15 protein-coding genes are annotated in these 16,219 nt (G+C 68.7%); 7 read left to right on the forward strand and 8 right to left on the reverse strand.

Going from position 1 to position 16,219, the window contains the following annotated elements; genetic code table 11:
- Window positions 1–176: 176 nt before the first annotated feature.
- The 3 genes from H566_RS22245 (at window position 177) to H566_RS0101315 (ending at window position 3,665) form a co-directional block, all read left to right on the forward strand.
- Window positions 177–1,307: a hybrid sensor histidine kinase/response regulator gene (locus tag H566_RS22245; RefSeq protein ID WP_034410257.1), complete on the forward strand. Its 1,131-nt coding sequence runs from the start codon at window positions 177–179 to the stop codon at window positions 1,305–1,307.
- Complete coding sequence (locus H566_RS0101310; protein ID WP_028310003.1) at window positions 1,307–1,945, forward strand: response regulator; 639 nt, start codon at window positions 1,307–1,309, stop codon at window positions 1,943–1,945. Before H566_RS22245 ends, H566_RS0101310 begins: the two co-directional genes overlap by 1 nt.
- Window positions 1,946–2,096: 151 nt before the next feature.
- The gene (locus H566_RS0101315) at window positions 2,097–3,665 is read left to right on the forward strand and encodes a tetratricopeptide repeat protein (protein WP_028310004.1); all 1,569 of its coding nucleotides are present in this window, start codon (window positions 2,097–2,099) and stop codon (window positions 3,663–3,665) included.
- 111 nt (window positions 3,666–3,776) lie between these two features.
- Here H566_RS0101315 and H566_RS22250 read toward each other — a convergent pair whose 3' ends face one another.
- Window positions 3,777–5,972: a PAS domain-containing sensor histidine kinase gene (locus tag H566_RS22250; RefSeq protein ID WP_156924255.1), complete on the reverse strand. Its 2,196-nt coding sequence runs from the start codon at window positions 5,970–5,972 to the stop codon at window positions 3,777–3,779.
- Window positions 5,973–6,156: 184 nt separating this feature from the next.
- Here H566_RS22250 and H566_RS0101325 point away from each other — a divergent pair, with 184 nt between their 5' ends.
- A complete protein-coding gene (locus tag H566_RS0101325; protein WP_028310005.1) occupies window positions 6,157–6,576 on the forward strand; it encodes a DUF1841 family protein in 420 nt (139 codons plus the stop codon).
- 63 nt (window positions 6,577–6,639) lie between these two features.
- Here H566_RS0101325 and H566_RS28725 read toward each other — a convergent pair whose 3' ends face one another.
- Both H566_RS28725 and H566_RS28730 read right to left on the reverse strand, forming a co-directional pair.
- A complete protein-coding gene (locus H566_RS28725; protein ID WP_028310006.1) occupies window positions 6,640–7,008 on the reverse strand; it encodes a c-type cytochrome in 369 nt (122 codons plus the stop codon).
- On the reverse strand, window positions 7,008–7,352 hold the full coding sequence (locus H566_RS28730) for a c-type cytochrome (RefSeq protein WP_034410581.1): 345 nt from the start codon (window positions 7,350–7,352) through the stop codon (window positions 7,008–7,010). The genes H566_RS28725 and H566_RS28730 overlap by 1 nt, the downstream gene beginning before the upstream one ends.
- Before the next feature lie 241 nt (window positions 7,353–7,593).
- On the opposite strand from H566_RS28730, the gene H566_RS0101340 reads away from it, so the two are divergent.
- Together H566_RS0101340 and H566_RS0101345 are read left to right on the forward strand one after the other, a co-directional pair.
- Complete coding sequence (locus H566_RS0101340) at window positions 7,594–8,451, forward strand: AAA family ATPase (RefSeq protein ID WP_028310008.1); 858 nt, start codon at window positions 7,594–7,596, stop codon at window positions 8,449–8,451.
- A 75-nt stretch (window positions 8,452–8,526) separates the two neighbouring features.
- Window positions 8,527–9,702 (forward strand): vWA domain-containing protein, encoded by a 1,176-nt coding sequence (locus H566_RS0101345; protein ID WP_028310009.1) that lies wholly within the window; start codon window positions 8,527–8,529, stop codon window positions 9,700–9,702.
- Between the two features lie 82 nt (window positions 9,703–9,784).
- On the opposite strand, the gene H566_RS27930 is transcribed toward H566_RS0101345, so the two are convergent.
- The 5 genes from H566_RS27930 to H566_RS0101375 all read right to left on the reverse strand — a co-directional run bounded on the left by H566_RS27930 (window position 9,785) and on the right by H566_RS0101375 (window position 15,699).
- Complete coding sequence (locus H566_RS27930; protein WP_156924257.1) at window positions 9,785–10,345, reverse strand: BON domain-containing protein; 561 nt, start codon at window positions 10,343–10,345, stop codon at window positions 9,785–9,787.
- Window positions 10,346–10,555: 210 nt separating this feature from the next.
- Complete coding sequence (gene glmM / locus H566_RS0101360) at window positions 10,556–11,959, reverse strand: phosphoglucosamine mutase (RefSeq protein ID WP_028310010.1); 1,404 nt, start codon at window positions 11,957–11,959, stop codon at window positions 10,556–10,558.
- 90 nt (window positions 11,960–12,049) lie between these two features.
- Window positions 12,050–12,907, reverse strand: coding sequence for a dihydropteroate synthase (gene folP / locus H566_RS0101365; protein WP_034410260.1), 858 nt, complete (start codon window positions 12,905–12,907; stop codon window positions 12,050–12,052).
- A 62-nt stretch (window positions 12,908–12,969) separates the two neighbouring features.
- Window positions 12,970–14,868 (reverse strand): ATP-dependent zinc metalloprotease FtsH, encoded by a 1,899-nt coding sequence (ftsH, locus tag H566_RS22260; RefSeq protein WP_051378154.1) that lies wholly within the window; start codon window positions 14,866–14,868, stop codon window positions 12,970–12,972.
- 168 nt (window positions 14,869–15,036) lie between these two features.
- A complete protein-coding gene (locus H566_RS0101375) occupies window positions 15,037–15,699 on the reverse strand; it encodes an RlmE family RNA methyltransferase (RefSeq protein WP_028310012.1) in 663 nt (220 codons plus the stop codon).
- 18 nt (window positions 15,700–15,717) lie between these two features.
- Here H566_RS0101375 and H566_RS0101380 point away from each other — a divergent pair, with 18 nt between their 5' ends.
- On the forward strand, window positions 15,718–16,215 hold the full coding sequence (locus H566_RS0101380) for a YhbY family RNA-binding protein (protein ID WP_028310013.1): 498 nt from the start codon (window positions 15,718–15,720) through the stop codon (window positions 16,213–16,215).
- Window positions 16,216–16,219: the final 4 nt, after the last annotated feature.

Genomic DNA, 16,219 nt, shown 5'->3' on the forward strand with positions numbered 1-16,219 from the left:
TGATAAAATTCCCTTCGGCGCGGCACTCTCGCCACAGCCTTTCGGGGCCTTGTTCTGGTGTCGGGATTGTCGGCAGCCCCCCCCGGGAGGGATGGGCAGATAAGCGGTGTTCGCCAATCCCAATTCGCCACTTCCTGACGTGCGTGCGCCCCCCTCCATCAACGACAATCGGGGTCATGGACAAGGCCAAAGAAACGTCTCATCGCGCCCTGCGCGTCCTCGTCGTCGAGGACTCCGAGATCGACTACAACTTCCTGGTGGCAACGCTTGCACGCGCGCACGCGCTGGGCGATGCCTGCCGCGTCGAGACCCGCGAGCAGATGCAGGCCGCGCTTGCCGAGGGCGGCTGGGACATCGTGGTCTCCGATCACAACCTGCCCAACTTCTCGTCCTTCGGCGCGCTCGACACGCTGCGCGAGAGCGGGCTCGACCTGCCCTTCGTGATCGTGTCAGGCCAGATCGGCGAGGAGAGCGCCGTCGAGGCGATGCGCGCCGGCGCCGACGACTATCTTCTGAAGGACCGGCTCGCGCGGCTGGTGCCGGCGATCGAGGCCGCGATGGCCCGCGCCGCCGCCCGGCGCGAGGCGCGCGATTCGGCGCGCGCGCTGGCCGAGTCGGAACGCAAGCTGTCATCCATGACCGCGCACATGGCGCATCTGGCCGAGCGCGAGCGCGCCGCGATGGCGCGCGACCTGCACGACGAGGTGGGCGGCTCGCTCGCGGCGCTCAACTTCCAGCTCGCTGCGCTGCGCCCGCGCGTGGCCGCCGACCCGGAGAGCGCGATCATCGTCGAGCACATGGCCAGCCAGGTCGACAGCGCGATCGGCTCGCTGCAGCGCATGATGAGCCAGCTCCACCCGACCATCCTCGATGACGGTCTGGTACCGGCGCTGGAATGGCAGGCACGCGAGTTCTCGCGCCGCACCGGCATCGCCACCAGCTTCCGCAGCAATCACGAAGACATCTCGCTTCCGCCAGCGGTGGCCAACGCGGCCTACCATGTGTGCCAGGAGGCACTGACCAACGTGATGAAGCATTCCCGGGCAACGAGCGCCCATGTCGAGCTGTTCATCGATGCCGACAACCTGACGCTCGAGATCGGCGACAACGGCCAGGGCGTGCAGCCTGACCAGCCGTCGTCGCATCACGCCCATTTCGGGATCGTGGGCATGCGCGAGCGCGCGCGGCACCTCGGCGGCTGGTTCGAGCTTTCGACCAGCCCCGGCGGCACCTGCGTGATGCTGTCGCTGCCGCTTGGCGAGCCGGGCGCGGGCGACGCGGCGGCCGACATGGCGGGAGAGCCCTGATGCAGTACCGCCTCATGATCATCGACGACCACGCGCTCATCCGCATGGGCATCGCGCGCGTGTTCGACGACACCTCCGACCTGCGCATGGTGGCCGAGGGCGACACCTATTCCGACGTGGTGCGGCAGATGGACGCCGAGGGCTGCGACCTGCTGCTGCTCGACATCGACCTGCCCGGGCGCAACGGCATCGACATCCTCAAGCTCGTGAAGAAGGACTATCCCAAGCTGCCGGTGCTGATGCTGTCGATGTACCCCGAGGACCAGTACGCGGTGCGCGTGCTCAAGGCCGGCGCCGCCGGCTATCTCAACAAGGGCAGCGCGCCCGACGTGATGGTGCAGGCCGCGCGCACCGTGCTCGGCGGCAAGAAGTACATCAGCGCCGAGATCGCCCAGGCGCTGGCAGAAAGCATCGGCCAGGACGACGACGACACGCCGCCGCACGAGAAGCTGTCCGACCGCGAGTTCCAGACGCTCAAGCTCATCGCCTCGGGCAAGCGGCTGTCGGAAGTGGCCGAGGCGCTGTCGCTCAGCCCCAAGACCGTGTCGGTCTATCGCGCGCGCATCCTCGAAAAGATGAAGCTCGCGTCCAACGCCGAGATCACGCACTACGCGCTCAAGCACGGACTCGTGAAGTAGGCAGGGGCGGCCGCCGAACGGTCGCCCGTCCCATTCAAGTTACTGCGTCGCCACGCCGTCAATCCGGACAACGGGCAGAGCAGCGCCCGCGGTCCGGCACGTCCGTCGCAGCGTCATCGCGCGCGTGCCTTGCAAAGCCTTGCGAGAGTTCATGCCCGACGCCGCCGCCTTCGTCCGCCAGCCCGTTTCCGCCCGCGCTCCGATGCGCGGCATGAGCGAGAACCGCCGCGCGATGATCGCCGAGCCCGATCCGGGCGCGCGCATGGCGATCCGCAGCACGCTCGGCGAATTCGGCATTACCCAGATCTCCGAGGCCAGCGACGGCGGCGACGTGATCGGCCGGCTCAAGCTGCGCCACCACGACATCATCATCTGCGCCTACAAGCTCGACCCCAGGCGCGACGGCCAGCGGTTGCTGGAGGAACTGCGCGGCAGCGGCACCCTGCCGCTGTCGACCATGTTCGTGCTGGCGATCGACAGCGGCGTGAGCGGCGACGTGATCGCCTGCGCCGACTTCGAGCCCGACGACCTCATCGTCAAGCCCTTCACCGGCGCCCAGCTCGGCCAGCGGCTGCGCCGCGTGCTCGACAAGCAGCGCTGCTTCCACGAGGTGTACCGCGCAGTCAACGAGGCCAAGACGGCCGACGCCGCCGACGAGTGCCTGCGCCTGGCGACCGACACGCCGCGCTTTGCCGGCTCGGCCTACCGGCTCGGCGTGCGTCTGCTCATCGACTCCGGCCGGCTGGCCGACGCGCGCCGCCTGCTCGAACAGCTCATCGCCGTCCGTCCCGCGCCGTGGTCGCTGCTGGCGCTGGCGCGGGTGCATGCGCGCGACGGCCGCGACGACGAGGCCGAGGCGCTGCTGGAGCCGCTCGTGATCGACCATCCGCGCCTGCTCGCGGCCTATGACGAGCTGGCGGCGGTGAAAGAAAGGCTGGGCAAGCACGAGGCCGCGCTGGATGTGCTCGACAGCGCGACGCGGCTGTCGGCGCGCAATGCCGCGCGGCTGCGCCAGTCGGCGCGGCTGTGCGAGGCGACCGGCAAGGCCGAGCGCGCCGAGCAGCTGTATTCGCAGCTGGTGGCACGGGTCGAGCATTCGGCGCTGGAGAAGGCCGAGGACTACAACGCCTTCACGCGCGTGCTGCTCGCCCAGGGCAAGTTCGACGAGGCGAACCAGGTGATCGCGCGGCGGCCGGCCGGCGTCGGCGAACAGGCCGACGGTGAATTCATGGCCGCCCTGCTCGGCTACCGGCGCGCCTTCGCGGCCGGCGACCACGCCGCCACCGAGGGCGCCTTCGACCTGCTCGACGACCTGCATCGGCGCAAGGGCGCGCGGCTGAGTCCGGGTCTGGTGCTGGAGTACGCGCAGATCGCGCTCGACCGCGAGCAGACCGACTTCGCGCGCATCGCGCTGGCCGATCTGCTGGAGCGCGAGACCGCGGATCCGGTCACGCGCCAGCGCGCCCGCACCCTGTACGAGGCCCTGCCCGCGCCCGCGGCGGTGCCGACGGCCGCGAACGACACGCCGCACCAGCTCACCTTCGAGCAGATCGACGACGCCTTCCGCAAGCTCGACGACAAGCACGACGAGGCGCTGGCCAAGGCCATCGAGCGCTCGCTGCTGCAATGGGCCGAGCGCGTGGACATGGCGGTGCAGGTGACGGCCGCGCGCGATCGCCTCGCGCGGCACCGCAAGCGCCTCCAGACCACGGCCGACTGAGCGCCGGCCGCCCGTCGACGGCTACCGCCAGGCCCGTCGTAACGGCCCGGTGGGACACAAGACCGGCCGGCCCAGGCGGCCACCCGAAGCGCAGTGCCGCCCGACCGGGCGTCACACCCGTTGCAGGCGCACCCGGAATTCGCTGCCCAAGCCCGGCTCGCTCGCCACGTCGAGCATGCCGCCCATCTCGCGCACCATCTGCTGCGCGAGCACCAGGCCGATGCCACTGCCCTCGATCGGTTCGCCCTCGCGCCCGAGGCGGTTGAAGGGCTGGAACAACTGGTCGAGCTGCTCGGCGCTCAGACCGATGCCGGTGTCGCGCACGCAGATCGCCAGGCAATCCTGACAATCGGTCGGCCGATCGATCCACAGCCTCACCTCGCCGCCGGCGCGGTTGTACTTGATCGCGTTCGACATCAGGTTGATGAGCACCTGCTTGAGCCGCAGCCGGTCGGCCAGCACCGCCTGGGCCGGCAGCACGTCGGCCAGCAGCCGGATCGAACCGGTCGCCGCGAGCGGCAGCATCAGATCGAGCACCTCCTCGGCCAGCGGCCGCAGCGGCACCGGCGCCAGCGTCGCCACCGGCGCCTCGGATTCGGCACGCGCCATGTGCAGCACCTCGTTCACGACCGTGAGCAGATGCTCGCCGGCACCGACGATGCGCGCGAGCCGCTCGCGCTGGCCCGGCGTGGGCGGATCGTGGCGGTCGGCGGTCATGAGCTGGGCGAAGCCGAGCACCGCGTTGAGCGGCGTGCGCACCTCATGGCTCAGGCGCGAGATGAACTCGCCCTTGGCACGACTCGCGCGCTCGGCCGTGTCGCGCGCGCGCAGCGCGGTCTCGGCCAGCTTGCGATCGGTGATGTCCCATTGCACGCCGATCATGCGCAGGCCGTGCTCGCCGGCGACGCTGTAGCCGCGTCCGGCCAGCCAGCGCACCTCGCCGTCGGCATGACGCACACGCACGTCGATGTCGTAGGCACCGCCGGTGAGCAGGGCGCGGCGCATCTCGCGGCGCAGCCGGTTGACGTCTGCCGGCTCGACGGCCGTCTCCCAGGCGGCGCGCACGTCGCGGCCGTCGGACGGCGCACCGGTCACGAGCTCGAACATCTTCTCGTCCCAGATCGCGCGCCGCGTGCCGGGGTGGTATTCCCACACGCCGAGGCCGACCACGTCGGCGGCGAAACGCAGGCGTTGCAGCGCCTCGCGCGCGCTGTCCTCGGCGCGCATGCGCTCGGTCACGTCCCAGTCGGCGCCGAGCAGGCGCACGACACGGCCTTGCGGGTCGCGGAAGACTCGGCCGCGCGCGTGGATCGAGCGCACCGCGCCGTCGTCGCGCCGGACGATGCGGAAGTAGTCCTCGTAGTCGCCGTCGCCCTGGACGACGGCATGCATGCGCGCCATCGCGCGCTCGGCATCGTCGGGATGGAGGATGGCGCGCCAGTCGGCGGTGCTGCCGATGCGCGCATGCCGGCCGAGGCCGTGGATGCGGCTCCATTCCTCGTCCCAGTGGTAGGTGCCGGTGTCGAGATTCCATTCCCACACGCCGACGCCGGCGGCCTCGGTGGCGAGCTGGTGGCGCTCGACCAGATCGGCGAGCGCGCGTTCGGCGTTGTGGCGCTCGGTCGTGTCCCAGCACACGCCGACGATGCGGGTCATGCCGCCCGCGCCCGGCTGGCCGATGGCGCGCATCGCCAGCCGGCGCCGGCTGCCGTCGGGCAGCGTCGCCCACAGTTCGTCACTGAAGCTGCGGCCGGTGGCAGCGTTGGCGCGGAAGACGTCCATCGCATGCGCGACGCCGTCGTGACCGAAGCTCGCCAGCAGGATGTCCTTCAGCGGGCGCGGATCGTCCGGGCGGCAGCCGAGCAGGCAGTAGAGGCCGCTGTCCCAGAACATGCGGTCATCGGCGATGTCGTGTTCCCAGAAACCGAGGCCGAGCCCTTCGGTCACGAGCGCGAGCCGACGCCCGGTGTCGCCGGCGAGCACTTCGGCGGGATCGGGCGGTGCCACGTCGAACAGCGCGGCGCAGGGCTGGCAGGACTCGCGCGGCACATGCAGCCACACGATCGCGGGCAAGGGGCCGCAGATCTGCCAGCTCAGATCATCGACGCCCGACAGGCGGATGCGACCGACCGGCGGCGACTGGCGATCGACCCCGGCCAGCGCCAGCGTCAGCCGCGCGCCCGCCGCGCGCCAGACCGCCGCGGCCGAGGCATTGACCGCGACCACGCGCCGGTTCTCATCCAGCAGCAGCCCCGGACAGGGCGCGTGCGAGAGTGCCGCCCGCAATGACGCGAGACGGTCATCCACAGCGGATGCGGTCGGCTCAGCCGGCAGAGCGATTGCCTGGTGCAACATCCGGCCGGAAGCTGTAGTTGGTCATTAGACAAATCTGCCCGCTAGAGGAATCGGCTGTCGTTTATACCGAATTAGCCGATTTCATGTCCAAGTGTTACTTGCCGGCTACCCCCAGCCGGTGGTGAGAAAGCCAAAAATGTTCAACCCGAGCCGTGACCAGGTGCGCGAGTTCTTCCGCAACGCCTGGCGCAAGCATGTCGAGCGACTGCCGCTCGAACCGCTGGAGGCGATCGCCGCCGACTGGATCGCCGAGCATCCCGAGTACCACGACGATCTGGCCGCGACGGTCGAGGTCGATTACTCGATCGACGCCGGCCGCACCAACCCTTTCCTGCATCTGTCGATGCATCTGAGCCTGGCCGAGCAGGTGCAGGTGGACCAGCCGCGCGGCATCAAGGCGGCCGTGGAGACGCTGGCGCGTCGCGCCGGCTCGCTGCACGAAGCGCATCACGCCGCGATGGACTGCCTGGGCGAGATGCTCTGGACCGCCCAGCGCAGCAGCCAGCCGCCGGATGGCGAGGCCTATGTGGACTGCGTGCGGCGCAAGGCGGGCTGAACGGGATCGCCCCGCGCATGGTGCCCGGCCCGTCCCGGCCTGCGTCGGAACCCGCCGATCGCGTCAGCGCCGCGTGACGAGACTGCCCGGCAGCGAGGCCAGATAGGCCGCGATGTCGTCGATCTCGGCCGTCGTGAGCTGGGCCGCCATGCCCTGCATGATCGCGTTGCGCCGGCCTTCCAGCTTGCCGTCGGGCTTGCGATAGGCACGCAGCGCCTGCACCAGATAGTCGGGATGCTGGCCCGCGAGCCGCGGGTAGCTCGCATCGATCGGCGAGTTGAAGTCGGCGCCGTGGCAGCTTGCGCAGGCGTGCTTCTGCGCGGCAGCCTTGCCGCGCTCGATGTCGCCGGCACGGGCCGGCACGGCAGCGGTCAGCAGCGCGAGGCTTGCAAGCGCTGTCAGCGCGAGACGGAAGCTGAGGACGGGCGTCATCACTTCTGCTCCGAATACAGCGCCGCGAGATCGAGGATGTCCTGATCGCTCAGCGATTGCGCCACGCCACGCATGGTCGGATGCCGTCGCTCGCCCTTCTTGTAGGCGTGCAGCGCGCTGGCGATGTAGCCGGCCGACTGGCCGCCGATGCGGGGCACCCGGTACACCTCCGGGAAGGACGACTTGTAGTCGGCGATGCCGTGGCAGCCGATGCAGGCGGCGTTCTTCTGGCGGCCGGCCTCGGGGTCGCCGCGCGGCGCGTCGGCGGTCTGGGCGAAGGCAGGAGCGGCGAGCACGCAGGCGAGCGCGAGCGCTGCGGCCTGCGAGGCGGGGACGGTGGGCATGCGCATCGTGATCCTGTGGAAACGGTTGGCGGGGCCGGGGTTCCGGGTCAACACAGCGAAGCCCGCACACTGTCCGGCGCCACGCCGCCGAACCCAACCCGGTGAAACACGGAGTCACAGCGGCATGGTCGGAAACCGCGATGCACAATGCGCTGGTCCGCCATACGCCTGCGTGCTGGGCGCCCTGGCAGCCGCACCGCGCCCGCCGGACGCCCGGCCTCCCAACCGACATCGCCTTGCCATGACCAGTCCCGCTCCTCGTTTCGAAGGCTCTTCCAACTACGTCGCCACCGACGATCTCAAGCTCGCGGTCAACGCCGCCATCCGGCTGCAACGCCCGCTGCTCATCAAGGGCGAGCCGGGCACGGGCAAGACGCTGCTCGCCGAGGAAGTGGCCGCCGCGCTCGGCATGCCGCTGCTGCAATGGCACATCAAGAGCACGACCAAGGCGCAGCAAGGGCTGTACGAGTACGACGCGGTCTCGCGGCTGCGGGATTCGCAGCTCGGCGACGAGCGCGTGAAGGACATCGGCAACTACATCGTGCGGGGCGTGCTGTGGCAGGCCTTCGCGGCCGAACAGCCGGTCGTGCTGCTGATCGACGAGATCGACAAGGCCGACATCGAGTTCCCGAACGACCTGCTGCGCGAACTCGACCGCATGGAATTCCACGTGTACGAGACGCGCGAACTCGTCCGCGCGAGGCACCGGCCGGTGGTCATCATCACCAGCAACAACGAGAAGGAGCTGCCCGACGCCTTCCTGCGTCGCTGCTTCTTCCACTACATCCGCTTTCCGGACCGCGACACGATGGAGAAGATCGTCGAGGTGCATCATCCGGGCGTGAAGCGCGAACTGCTGCAGCGCGCGCTGGCGGCCTTCTACCAGATGCGCGACATGCCGGGCCTGAAGAAGAAGCCGTCCACATCCGAGCTGGTCGACTGGCTGCGCCTGCTGATCGCCGAGGACGTGACGCCCGAGATGCTGCATGCCGACGGCGGGCGCGCCGTCGTGCCGCCGATGCTCGGCGCGCTGCTCAAGAACGAGCAGGATCTCGGGCTGTTCGAGAAGCTGGTGGCGATGGCCAATCGAGGGCGCTGAGGCCGGCGCGCCCACCGTCGTTTCCGTTCACGGCGCCGGCACTTGCCGTCGGCGCATCGGCCATGGAGTCCGCCAATGCTCATCGGCTTCTTTTTCCACCTGCGCGACGCCGGGCTGAAGGTCTCGATCAAGGAGCTGCTCACGCTCATCGAGGCGCTGAAGGCCGAGGTGATCGGCCCGTCGATCGACGAGTTCTACCAGCTCGCGCGCACCGTGCTCATCAAGGACGAGTCGCTGTACGACAAGTTCGACCGCGCCTTCGGCAACTACTTCGCGGGCGTCGAGAGCGTTGCCGAGGCGCTGAAGGAAGTGCCGCTCGACTGGCTCATCAAGGAACTCGAACGCCAGCTCACCGAGGAGCAGAAGGCGAACGCCAAGTCGCTCGGCGGGCTGGAGGAGCTGATGAAACGCCTCAAGGAGCTGCTTGACGAGCAGAAGGAAAAGCACGCGGGCGGCAACAAGTGGATCGGCACCGGCGGCACCAGCCCCTTTGGCCACGGCGGCTACAACCCCGAGGGCATCCGCATCGGCGGCGAGGGCGAGCACCGACGCGCGGTAAAGGTGTGGGACGAACGCGCCTTTCGGGATTACGACGCCAACCTTGAGATCGGCACCCGCAACATCAAGGTGGCGCTGCGACGCCTGAGGCGCTTCGCGCGCGAGGGCGCGGCGGAAGAACTGGACCTGGAACAGACGATTGCCGGCACCGCGCGCAACGCCGGCTGGCTCGACCTGCGCATGCGGCCCGAGCGGCACAACGCGGTAAAGGTGCTGATGCTACTAGACGTGGGCGGCACGATGGACGACCACGTGCGCAAGACCGAGGAGCTGTTCTCGGCCGCGCGGGCCGAGTTCAAGCACATGGAGTTTTTCTACTTCCACAACTGCGTGTACGACTGGGTGTGGAAGGACAACGCACGCCGCTATGCCGAGCGCACGCCGACGACCGAACTGCTGCACAAGTACACGCCCGACTACAAGCTGATCTTCGTGGGCGACGCAACGATGAGCCCCTACGAGATCCTCCAGCCCAACGGCAGCGTCGAGTACAGCAACGTCGAGCCGGGCGCGGTCTGGCTGCGGCGGCTGATCGAAGCCTTTCCGCACTTTGCGTGGGTGAATCCGGAGCCGGAACAGCTCTGGCAGTACCGCCAGAGCATCGACGTCATCAGGCACATCATGGGCGGGCGGATGTTCCCGCTCACGGTGGAGGGGCTGGACCGGGCGGTGCGGCAGCTATCGCGTACCTGAGGGTTGGCGCGGTTGCCGCGCAGGCTGTCGCGGTTGTCGTGCGCTCGAAGGCGACGCCCTCGCACGGCCGCCGCCCCAAGACTCAGCTCGCCTTGCCCTGACGGACGATGAGCTGGCTGTCCACTGAGCGCACGCCCGGCGTGGAGGCCGCGAGCTGCTCGGCCTTTTCGCGCGCGGCGAAGGTTTCGACCTCGCCTTGGAGGCGCACGCGGCCGTCGTCGGTCTCCACCTTGATGTCACGCGCCTTCACCTCGGGCGCGCGGGCCAGCGCGGTCTTGACCTCGGCGGTGATGCGGGTGTCGGTGGCGGCCCGGCCGGTGGCGTCGGCGGCGGCGCCTGCCTTGTCCTTCGCGTCATGAGCCGCATCGGCCGTGGCATCACCGGCGCGGCCTGCGGCCTGGCGTACGTCGTCGGCGAGTTCGCGCGCCTGCTCGCCAGCGCGCTCGGCGGCGCGATCGGTGGCGGCGCCGGCCTTGTCGAGCGCGGCGCGCCCGTCGGCCACCGCGCCGTCCACCTGCTGGCCGAGGGTTTTCGGTTGTTCGGATTCATGGCGATCGCAAGCAGCGAGGCCCGCGCCTGCGAGGGCGGCAATCAGCACCGCGACGAGGCGGCGCGCACCGGCGTGACCGGGTCTGACGTTCATGGCGTGCTCCTTTCGTGAGGTGGCAGCACGGTGCTGCCAATACACGGGAGCTTGAAAGACGCGCCGGCAGTCGCCTGTCGGGCAGGCCATGCGAGCAGGCGTCGGCCGGGGACGACGCTGGACGTCGGTCACGGACGACTTTGGGACGGTCCGAACCGTCGACCGGCCACGGCGCATGCCGTTTCCGGTCGCGCGGTCAGCGGTGGGCGCTCAGCCGAGTGCCGCGACCGCCTCGCGCATCGCGCCGGCGATGGTTTCGGCGCTCGATTGGGCGAGCGCCTCGTCATCGGCCTCGACCATCACCCGCACGACAGGCTCGGTGCCCGACGGACGGATCAGCACCCGCCCGCGCCGGCCGAGCGTCGCCTCGACCTCGCCAGCGGTCTTCACCACGCCGGCCTGGGCCTTCCAGTCGAAGCCGGGCTTGACCTTCACGTTGAGCAGCACCTGCGGATACAGGCTGAGGTCGGCGGTCAGCTCGGCCAGGCTGCGCTGGCTGCGGCGCATGGCGGCCAGCACCTGGAGCGCCGACACCGTGCCGTCACCCGTCGTGTGCTTGTCGAGGCAGATGAGATGGCCCGAGCCCTCGCCGCCGATGAGCCATTCGCGCTGCTGCAATTCCTCCAGCACATAGCGGTCGCCGACCTTGGCGCGCGCGAATTCGAAGCCCGCGCCGCGCAGCGCGTTCTCGACGCCCAGGTTGGTCATGAGCGTGCCGACCACGCCCGTGAGTTCCTGGTTGGCGCAGGACGCCGCATGCCGCGCGCGGCGCTCCATCGCGAGGATGTAGAGCAGCTCGTCGCCGTTGTAGAGCCGGCCCGTGTCGTCGGCCATGAGCACGCGGTCGGCGTCGCCGTCGAGCGCGATGCCGATGTCGGCCTTGTGCTCGCGCACCATCGCCTGGAGGTATTCGGGATGGGTCGCGCCGCAGCCGTCGTTGATGTTGAAGCCATCGGGCTGGTTGGCAACCGCGATCACCTTGGCACCGAGTTCGTGGAAGACCGCGGGCGCGGTCTGGTAGGCGGCGCCGTTCGAGCAGTCGACGACGATGCGCAGGCCGCGCAGGTCGAGGTCGTTGGGGAAGGTGCTCTTGCAGAACTCGATGTAGCGGCCGGCGGCATCGTCGAGGCGGCGCGCGCGGCCGATGTCGTCGGCGCCGGTGCAGATCATCCCGTCGCGCAGCTGGGTGGCGATGGCTTCCTCGATCGCGAATTCGGCGTCGTCGGGCAGCTTGAAGCCGTCACGCGCGAAGAACTTGATGCCGTTGTCCGGATACGGGTTGTGCGAGGCCGAGATGACCACGCCCGCCGACAGCCGCAGCGCGCGCGTGAGATAGGCGACCGCCGGCGTCGGCAGCGGCCCGCAGAGGATCACGTCCACGCCCGCCGCCGCGAAGCCCGCTTCGAGCGCCGACTCCAGCATGTAGCCGGAGATGCGCGTGTCCTTGCCGATCAGCACCTGCGGCCGCTTGTCGCGCCGCACATTGCCGCGCCCGAGCGCATGCACGAGCACGCGACCGGCGGCGGCGCCGAGGTGAAGGACGAAGTCGGGCGTGATCGGCGCGGTGCCGACCGTGCCGCGCACGCCATCGGTACCGAAGTATTTGCGTCCCATCGAGGATTTCCTGGGGATTGAAACGGGGGGGAAAGAGTAGCCGGATCGGCCGGCGCGCGTTTCCGGCGCGACGGTCCGTCGGCGGCCGTGTCAGCCGGCGATCTCGCGCCAAGTCCGCAGCGCGTCGACGGTGAGGCGCACGTCATGCACGCGCACGACCTGCGCGCCCTGAGCCACCGAGTTGATCGCCACCGCGACGCTGCCACCCACGCGCTCGGCCGCCGGCGCCTCCGGCCGACCCGACAGCTTGCCGATGAAGCCCTTGCGCGATACGCCGATCAGCACCGGCCGCCCGCCCGCGACGAAGCGCGACGTGGCCTTGAGTAGCGCGAGGTTGTGCTCGGTGCGCTTGCCGAAGCCGAAACCCGGGTCGATCGCGATGCGGTCGGCAGCGATGCCGGCGGCCTCGCAGGCCGCCGCGCGCTCGGCCAGGAAGGCCTCGACCTCGGCCACCACATCGTCGTAGCGCGGATCGTCCTGCATCGTCTTGGGCATGCCGATCATGTGCATGACGCAGACGCCGAGGTCGGTCGCGGCGGCGGCTTCCAGCGCGCCCGGCAGGCGCAGCGCGGCCACGTCATTGATGATCGCAGCGCCCGCCTCGGCCGCCATGCGCATGACCGCCGGCTTCATCGTGTCGACCGACACCGGCTTGCCGAGCGCGACGATGTCGGCCAGCACTGGTTCCAGTCGCGCCAGCTCGTCGGTCTCGCTCACGCTGTCGGAGCCGGGGCGCGTGCTTTCGGCGCCGATGTCGAGGATGTCGGCGCCCTCCTCCACCAGCCGCCGCGCGCATTCGAGCGCCGCATTCGGCGCGAAATGCCGTCCGCCGTCGGAGAAGGAATCCGGCGTCACGTTGACGATGCCCATCACGAGCGGGCGTTCGAGCGACAGGTTGAAGCGGCCGCAACGCCAGTGCGTCGGGCGGGCCACGGGAGTCTGGTTCATTTTCTTGTTCCCGAAAAGCAGAAGGCCGGCTTGCGCCGGCCTTCATGCGGATCAGTCGATCGTCAGGCCGGATTGGCGGCCGAGGGATCGGGGCTGGCCTTGGGTTCGGCCGGCGGCGTGCCACCCGCCTTGCCCGAAGTCGGCGGCGTGCCGCCGCTCGACTTGGGCGGGCGCACCGGACGGCCGCTCATGATGTCGTCGATCTGGTCGGCATCGATGGTTTCGAACTCCATCAGCGCCGCGACCATCGCCTCGATCTTGTCGCGGTTCTCGTTCAGCAGGCGCACCGTGAGGGCGTACTGCGTGTCGAGGATGCGGCGGATCTCGGCATCGATCTTCTGCATCGTCGCTTCGGATGTGTTGGTCGTCTTGGTGATCGAGCGGCCGAGAAAGACCTCGCCCTCGTTCTCCGCGTACACCATCGGTCCGAGCGCCTCGGTCATGCCGTAGCGCGTGACCATGTCGCGCGCGAGATGCGTGGCGCGCTCGAAGTCGTTGCTGGCGCCGGTCGTCATCTGGTCAAGGAAGACCTCCTCCGCCGCGCGGCCACCGAACAGCATGCTGATCTGCTCCAGCATGAACTGCTTGTCATAGCCGTAGCGGTCACGCTCGGGCAGCGACATCGTCACGCCCAGCGCGCGGCCACGCGGGATGATCGTCACCTTGTGGACGGGATCGCACTTGGGCATGAGCTTGCCGATGATCGCGTGACCCGACTCGTGATAGGCCGTGGCGCGGCGCTCGTCCTCGGGCATCACGACGCTCTTGCGCTCGGCGCCCATGATGATCTTGTCCTTGGCCTTCTCGAAGTCGTTCATGTCGACGACGCGACCGTTGCGGCGCGCCGCGAACAGCGCGGCTTCGTTCACGAGGTTGGCCAGATCGGCGCCCGAGAAGCCCGGCGTGCCACGCGCCAACACGGCCGGCTCGACGTCCGGCGCCAGTGGCACCTTGCGCATGTGGACCTTGAGGATCTGCTCGCGACCGCGGATGTCCGGCAGATTCACGACCACCTGACGATCGAAACGGCCCGGACGCAGCAGCGCCGGGTCAAGCACGTCGGGACGGTTGGTCGCGGCGATGACGATGATGCCCTGGCCGGTTTCGAAGCCGTCCATCTCGACGAGCATCTGGTTCAGCGTCTGCTCGCGTTCGTCGTTGCCACCGCCCAGACCGGCACCGCGCTGGCGACCGACCGCGTCGATTTCATCGATGAAGATGATGCAGGGCGCGTTCTTCTTGGCCGTCTCGAACATGTCGCGCACACGCGCCGCGCCCACGCCGACGAACATCTCGACAAAGTCCGAACCCGAGATCGAGAAGAACGGCACCTTGGCTTCGCCGGCAATGGCCTTGGCCAGCAGCGTCTTGCCGGTACCCGGAGGGCCGACCATCAGCACGCCGCGAGGAATGCGGCCGCCGAGCTTCTGGAACTTGCTCGGATCGCGCAGGAATTCGACCAGCTCGTGCACGTCCTCCTTGGCCTCGTCGCAGCCGGCGACGTCGGCGAAGGTGATGCTGTTGTTGCTCTCGTCGAGCATCTTCGCGCGGCTCTTGCCGAAGCTGAACGCGCCTCCGCGCCCGCCGCCCTGCATCTGGCGCATGAAGAACACCCAGACGCCGATCAGCAGCAGCATCGGGAACCAGCTGACGAAGATCGTCATCAGGAAGCTCTGCTCCTCCTCGGCCTTGCCGTACACCTGCACGCCGTACTTCATGAGGTCGCCGACCATCCAGCTGTCGCCGGGCGAAGTGATCTGGTAGCGCTTGTCATCGGCGCTCGTCACGGTGAGCTGGCGCCCCTGCACGTCCACGCGACGCACCCGGCCCGCCTTGGCGTCGTCCATGAACTGCGTGTACGACACCGAATCGACCGCCGGCCGCTGCCGGTTGTCGAACTGCTTGAAAACCGTGAACAACACGAGGGCGATGACCATCCAGATCGCCGCCTTCGAGAGCATGTTCTTGTCCAACTCGAGCTCCTGACTGACCCGGTTCCGCACGAAACATGTGCGTTTCCCAGTTTCATTCTACCGATCCGATCTTGGTCGGCTTTCGCCAATTTCAATCACGCGGATAAAGAAGTTTTGCCGCGCCTGCTTCAATTGGTAAGTGGGTCGGCGAAAACCCTATTTCAACCCGCGCCCGAGAATGAACGTCTCGGCCGATTTGTCGCGTGAGGCCTTGGGCTTGACCGGTTTCACGATCTTGAAGCGGTCCTTGAATGCCTTGACGATCTGCGAATACCCGCTGCCGTGAAAGGTCTTCACGACCAGCGCGCCTTCGGGTTTGAGCCATTCGGCCGCGAAATCGAGCGCGAGTTCGCAAACGTGTGCAATGCGCGCCATGTCGGCTGACTCGATTCCGGAAAGGTTGGGCGCCATGTCCGAAACCACGACATCGACCTTTTCGCCGCCGAGTTGCGCCTCGAGTTCGCGCAATACGCTCTCCTCGCGGAAATCGCCTTGCAGGCACACCACATCGGCGATCGGCTCGAAGGGCAGCAGGTCGAGCGCGAAAATCCGGCCCTTGAGCGTGCCGGCCGAGGCCCCACCGCCCGCGAGCGGATTCTCCTTCCCGGCCATGCGCGCACGCAGATACTGGCTCCAGCTGCCCGGCGCGGCACCAAGATCGACCACGGTCATGCCAGGGCGGATCAGCCGCTCGGCCTCGTCGATTTCCTTGAGCTTGTAGGCAGCACGGGCGCGATAGCCCTCGCGCTGCGCCATCTTTACGTAGGGATCGTTCAGGTGGTCATGCAGCCAGTTGCGGTTGAGTTTCTTCTTGGCCATCGATGCGACAATACTTGAATGAAACTTGCTCTTACTCCGGCGGAACGCTCGGCACTGCGTTCACAGGCTCATGCACTCAATCCGGTCGTCATGATCGGCGCCGACGGGCTCACGCCCGCCGTGCTGAAGGAAATCGGTTCCGCGCTCAATGCGCATGAACTCATCAAGGTTCGCGTGCTCGGCGACGATCGCGCCGAACGCATCGCGATGTACGACAGCATCTGCGAGGAGCTGGGCGCCGCGCCGGTCCAGCACATCGGCAAGCTGCTGGTGTTGTACCGCCCGCGCCAGGAAGAGGCCGATGATGCGCCGTCCTTCCCGCGTGGCATCGCGCGCGGCGCCGGCCTGCGCGGCAAGTCGCCGCAGGAGGTGCTGCTCGTCAAGCCGTCGCGCAGCGGTCGCCGCCCGCCCTCCCGCACCAAGATCACCCTGCTCGGCAACGAGCGCGTCACCGCCGGTGGCCTCGTCAAGCGCGTGAAGGAACGCCAGAAGTCGGTCAAGAAATCGCGCGGCTGACCGC

This window comes from Derxia gummosa DSM 723, assembly GCF_000482785.1.
Taxonomy (GTDB): domain Bacteria; phylum Pseudomonadota; class Gammaproteobacteria; order Burkholderiales; family Burkholderiaceae_E; genus Derxia; species Derxia gummosa.

Excerpts from the sequence above, each read along its gene's own strand:
- H566_RS0101340 (WP_028310008.1), top strand. The coding sequence starts at position 7,594 with ATGACCAGTCCCGCTCCTCGTTTCGAAGGCTCTTCCAACTACGTCGCC.
- H566_RS28730 (WP_034410581.1), bottom strand. The coding sequence starts at position 7,352 with ATGCCCACCGTCCCCGCCTCGCAGGCCGCAGCGCTCGCGCTCGCCTGC.
- H566_RS28725 (WP_028310006.1), bottom strand. The coding sequence starts at position 7,008 with ATGACGCCCGTCCTCAGCTTCCGTCTCGCGCTGACAGCGCTTGCAAGC.
- folP (WP_034410260.1), bottom strand. The coding sequence starts at position 12,907 with ATGAACCAGACTCCCGTGGCCCGCCCGACGCACTGGCGTTGCGGCCGC.
- glmM (WP_028310010.1), bottom strand. The coding sequence starts at position 11,959 with ATGGGACGCAAATACTTCGGTACCGATGGCGTGCGCGGCACGGTCGGC.
- H566_RS0101325 (WP_028310005.1), top strand. The coding sequence starts at position 6,157 with ATGTTCAACCCGAGCCGTGACCAGGTGCGCGAGTTCTTCCGCAACGCC.
- H566_RS0101310 (WP_028310003.1), top strand. The coding sequence starts at position 1,307 with ATGCAGTACCGCCTCATGATCATCGACGACCACGCGCTCATCCGCATG.
- ftsH (WP_051378154.1), bottom strand. The coding sequence starts at position 14,868 with ATGCTCTCGAAGGCGGCGATCTGGATGGTCATCGCCCTCGTGTTGTTC.
- H566_RS22245 (WP_034410257.1), top strand. The coding sequence starts at position 177 with ATGGACAAGGCCAAAGAAACGTCTCATCGCGCCCTGCGCGTCCTCGTC.
- H566_RS0101380 (WP_028310013.1), top strand. The coding sequence starts at position 15,718 with ATGAAACTTGCTCTTACTCCGGCGGAACGCTCGGCACTGCGTTCACAG.
- H566_RS0101345 (WP_028310009.1), top strand. The coding sequence starts at position 8,527 with ATGCTCATCGGCTTCTTTTTCCACCTGCGCGACGCCGGGCTGAAGGTC.
- H566_RS0101315 (WP_028310004.1), top strand. The coding sequence starts at position 2,097 with ATGCCCGACGCCGCCGCCTTCGTCCGCCAGCCCGTTTCCGCCCGCGCT.
- H566_RS0101375 (WP_028310012.1), bottom strand. The coding sequence starts at position 15,699 with ATGGCCAAGAAGAAACTCAACCGCAACTGGCTGCATGACCACCTGAAC.
- H566_RS27930 (WP_156924257.1), bottom strand. The coding sequence starts at position 10,345 with ATGAACGTCAGACCCGGTCACGCCGGTGCGCGCCGCCTCGTCGCGGTG.